The organism is Ilumatobacter sp., assembly GCF_049588435.1.
GTDB lineage: Bacteria > Actinomycetota > Acidimicrobiia > Acidimicrobiales > Ilumatobacteraceae > Ilumatobacter_A.
The window spans coordinates 1-4,236 of record NZ_JBAVYV010000007.1 but is presented as its reverse complement, the minus strand read 5'-3'; the positions used below and the strand labels follow the sequence as shown (position 1 = coordinate 4,236).

The following is a 4,236-nucleotide window of genomic DNA, read 5'->3' as shown; positions in this document are numbered from 1 at the left end:
ACGCCGTAGTTCTCGGCCTGTACGTCGCCGCCCAGCAGCGCGAGATCCTGCTCCACACCTCGGGGCGGTTTCGCCGTGGACGATGCGGAATCGACAGCGGGATCAGCGACGTCGGTCATCCCAGGAGTCTACCGACCCAGAACAGGTGTTCGTGCTCGGTCGATGTCTGGCGGTCAGGCCGACGCCGCAACGTGGTAGCGCAGCGAGTCGATCGCGAACGCGTCCATCGAGACCACCTCGAACTGTCCGATCTCGGTCTCGACCCGGTCGCCCACGGCAGGGATCTCGTCGAAGGCCGCGATGACGTATCCGGCGACCGTCTGCCAGTCGCCGTCGGGAAGCCCGACTCCGGTGAATTCCTCGAACTCGTCGTGGCGGAGCGTGCCGTTGATCCGGAACGACCCGTCCGCCAGCCGCTCGCACGCGTCGTGACGCGAATCGGACTCGTCGTCGAAATCTCCGATCAACTCCTCGATCACGTCCTCGAGGGTGACCAATCCGACGACGGTTCCGTGCTCGTCGATCACGAGGGCGATGTGTTGGCGTTCGGTCTGCATCTCGAGCAGCAGGTCCTCGAGTCGGTGCTGCTCGGGGGTCACCATCACGTTGCGAGTGATGCTGCCGACCGTCGTCGACGCCCACACCCCGTTCGGCAGACGCAGGAGATCCTTCGCGTGGATGAATCCCTTGACGTGGTCGAGGTCGCCCTCGAACACGATGATCCGACTGCGACCGGTGCGGTACGACTCGTCGGCCGCGACCTGCGCCGACGAGTCGGCGGACACCGCGATGACGTCACGACGCACCGTCATCGCATCGGACGCGGTGAGTCCCGACAGTTGGAGCGAGCGGGTGAGCAACTCGTGTTCGGTGACGGCCAGGCCACCGGAGCCGGCGGACTCGTCCAGGAGCAGTCGGAGGTCGCTCGGCGAGTGTGCCATCGCGCGCTCGTCCTGCGGCTCGACGCCGACGGCACGGACGACCAGGTTGGCGAAACCGTTCATCAACCAGATGACGGGTCGGAACACGGTCACGAACGCACGGAACGGCAGTGCCAACTTCATCGCCGACGACTCCGGATGCGAGATCGCCCACGACTTGGGGGCCATCTCTCCGACCACCATGTGCAGGAACACCACGATGGACAGAGCGATCGCGAAGCCGACGATGTGCGACATGGTGTCGGACAGGAACGACACCTGCCCGAAGAGTCCCTCGAAGATGTGCGCGACGGCGGGCTCGGCCACGAGACCCAGACCGAGCGAGCACATCGTGATCCCCAGCTGGGCGCCCGCCAGCATCAGCGTCAGCTCGCGAATTCCGGCCAGCGCCGACTTCGCGCTCCGGCTTCCTTCGGCTGCGAGCTGCTCGATTCGGGACCGCCGCGACGCGAGGAGCGCGAACTCCGCCGCGACGAAGAAGCCGTTCAGGATCAGCAGAACGAGTGCCAACCCGAGCGCGCCCCACGCGACCTCGATACCTTCGTCCGCGGCGAACATCGGGCCGATCACGTGCGTTCTCCCCGAGCCTCGGCGTCAGAGCCGGGGTCATCATCGGGCTCGGTCCCGTCGGCGTCGGTCGCGCCGGCGTCGGTCGCGCCGTCGTCGTCCGGATGTTCGACGACTCGGACCCGCACCTCTTCGATGGCGTACCCATCGACCGCGACGACTTCGATCAGAACACCGTCGACGACGACCTCGTCGCCTTCCTCGGCCAACCGTTCCAACCGGTCGAGCACGAGACCAGCGACCGTGTCGTACTCGCCGTCGGGAAGCTCGAGTCCGGTCGCCCGCTCGATCTCGTCGGGACGCGACGTGGCGGACATCGTCCACACCCCGGGCTCGGTCTCCCACCGGTCGCCGGTCTCGGCGGGGTCGTATTCGTCCTCGATCTCGCCGACGAGTTCCTCGACGATGTCCTCCAAGGTGATGATGCCGGCCGGCCCCCCGTACTCGTCGATGACGAGCGCCATCTCCGTCGAGTGGGTGCGCAGCTGGGTCAGCACGACGGTCAGGCTCGCCGCCTCGGGGACCGCGATGACGTCGTGCATGAGCGAGGTGACGTGCACCGTGTCGTAGGCGGCGCGGTCGACGCCGAGCAGATCCTTGGCGTGGACGATTCCCTCCACCTTGCCGTCGACGTCCAGAACGGGGAACCGCGAACGCCGCGAGGCCATCGCATCACGCAGATCCGACGCCGTCGCGCCGCCGTCGATGGTGACGACCTTGTTCCATGCCACCATCGCATCGGATGCTTCGAGGTCGGCGAAGTCGATGGCACGTTCCAGGAGTCCGGCCTGTGACCCGGTCAGATGCCCCGATTCGGCCGACGAGTCGACGATCAGGTCGAGTTCTTCGGCGGACACCCCGCTGTGCAACTCCTCGACCGGCTCGATCCCGACCAATCGCAGGAGTCGGTTCGCGGATCCGTCGAAGAGTCTGATCAGCGGACCCGCCACCTTCATGAACACGAGAGACGAACCTGCGACCGCGCGGGCCACCGGCTCCGGCTTCGCGATGGCGAGGTTCTTGGGCGCCAACTCGCCGAACACCATCTGGGCGATCGTCGCGAGAATGAACGCCACCGTGATCGACACCCCGGTCACGGCGCTCTCGCTCACACCGACGGCTTCGAAGATCGGCTCGATCGCGCCGGCGATCGCCGGCCTCGCGATGAAGCCGAGCACGAGGGAGGTGACGGTGATCCCCAGCTGTGCGCCCGACAGCATGAAGCTGATCCGCTTGTGGACGGCGATCGCCTTGATCGACCTGCGATCGCCTTCTTCGGCTCCCTCGGCGAACTTCTGGCGGCGGGACGCGACGAACGCGAACTCGGCCGCGACGAAGTATCCGTTCGCAGCGATCAACACGACGACGGCGACGAGTCCGATCGCGGTCAACAGGCCGTCCGACATGTCGTCAGCGACTCGGTGGATGATGAACCGCTCGCAGCGAACGGGTCATCGAGGATCGGGGAACGTCGGACATGTGAACACTGGATGATATCCAGACCGGACGGACCGCGTGTCACCGTTCGTCTCCGACCGCCGCTACGGTCGGCGCCCATGAGTTTCCACGACATCACCATGACGTCCATCACCGGCGATCAGGTCGACTTCTCCGACTTCGAAGGCCGACTGGCCTTGGTCGTCAACGTCGCCAGCGCTTGAGGCCTCACACCTCAGTACGCAGGTCTGCGTGCGATTCACCACGACAATGACGACCTCGTCGTCCTCGGCATCCCGTGCAATCAGTTCGGGAATCAGGAGCCGGGTACCGACGCCGAGATCCTCGAGTTCGTGACGTCGAAGTTCGATGTCGACTTCCCGATGTTCTCCAAGGTCGACGTCAACGGCGCCGATGAGGCCCCGCTGTACTCGTTGCTCAAGGAAGCCCAGCCCGGCGCAGGAGACAGCGCCGACATCACGTGGAACTTCGAGAAGTTCCTCGTCGACGGAGCCGGCAACGTCGTCAAGCGGTACGCACCGCCGACCACGCCCGAAGAGGTCGCTGCCGACCTCGATCGGTTCCGCTGAGGGTCTCGTGTCGACGAGCTGACCGGTGACCTGGATCTTCGCATACGGGTCGCTGGTCTCCCCGGCGTCACTCGAGACCACGATCAAACGGTCGGTCACGCTCGGGACCGGCATGCACGTCGCAGAACTCACCGGATTCCGGCGCGCCTGGAACTACGGATCGGAAGTCCTCCGCGGCGACTGGCGGAGCGACGACGGCACCGAGATCGTGGGTGGTCTGGTCGTGTCCCTCGGGATCGAGGCGGCCCCCGACGAATCGATCAACGGCGTCGTGTTCTCCGTCGACGCGGAGGAGCTGGCCGACCTCGATTGGCGCGAGCGGGCATACGACCGCGTCGACGTGACCGATCAGGTCACGCTGCTCGAATCGACCGCTCCGGCGCGGCTCGACGATCGGGTCGCCGTCTACGTTCCCCGCGAGGTGGCCGTCGAGCGATACCGACAGCACCGCGATGCGGGAACGGCCGGGGTCCGGCGGTCGTACTGGGATCTGGTGGACGCGGCGTTCGCCGAACTCGGTCCGGCGCATGCGGACTGGTATCGCCGCACGCTGCCACCCGACGTGCCGATCGTCGATGTCAGGCTGGGTCCGCCTCCGGCTCGGCGGCCTCCGACTCGCTGAGCTCCTCCCAGATCTCGTCGACCTGGCGGGTCAACTCGTCGAGCTCCCCGCTGTTGTCGATCACGTGCGTGGCGACCTC

The 4,236-nt window shown here is 66.3% G+C and carries 3 protein-coding genes and 1 pseudogene; 2 read left to right on the top strand and 2 right to left on the bottom strand.

The features are described from left to right. Positions 1 to 173: 173 nt before the first annotated feature. Together WBV89_RS00145 and WBV89_RS00140 are read right to left on the bottom strand one after the other, a co-directional pair. Positions 174 to 1,511 carry a hemolysin family protein gene (locus WBV89_RS00145; protein WP_423979321.1) on the bottom strand — a complete coding sequence of 446 codons (1,338 nt, stop codon included), beginning with the start codon at positions 1,509 to 1,511 and terminating at the stop codon, positions 174 to 176. Beyond that, complete coding sequence (locus WBV89_RS00140; RefSeq protein WP_423979320.1) at positions 1,508 to 2,914, bottom strand: hemolysin family protein; 1,407 nt, start codon at positions 2,912 to 2,914, stop codon at positions 1,508 to 1,510. Before WBV89_RS00140 ends, WBV89_RS00145 begins: the two co-directional genes overlap by 4 nt. A 267-nt stretch (positions 2,915 to 3,181) precedes the next feature. Between WBV89_RS00140 and WBV89_RS00135 the strand changes: the two are divergent. Next, positions 3,182 to 3,535: pseudogene (locus WBV89_RS00135) on the top strand (glutathione peroxidase); the annotation flags it as partial. 25 nt (positions 3,536 to 3,560) lie between these two features. Further along, positions 3,561 to 4,157, top strand: a complete 597-nt coding sequence (locus WBV89_RS00130; protein ID WP_423979319.1) for a gamma-glutamylcyclotransferase family protein — start codon at positions 3,561 to 3,563, stop codon at positions 4,155 to 4,157. The last annotated feature ends 79 nt before the right edge of the window (positions 4,158 to 4,236 follow it).

Excerpts from the sequence above, each read along its gene's own strand:
- WBV89_RS00140 (WP_423979320.1), bottom strand. The coding sequence starts at position 2,914 with ATGTCGGACGGCCTGTTGACCGCGATCGGACTCGTCGCCGTCGTCGTG.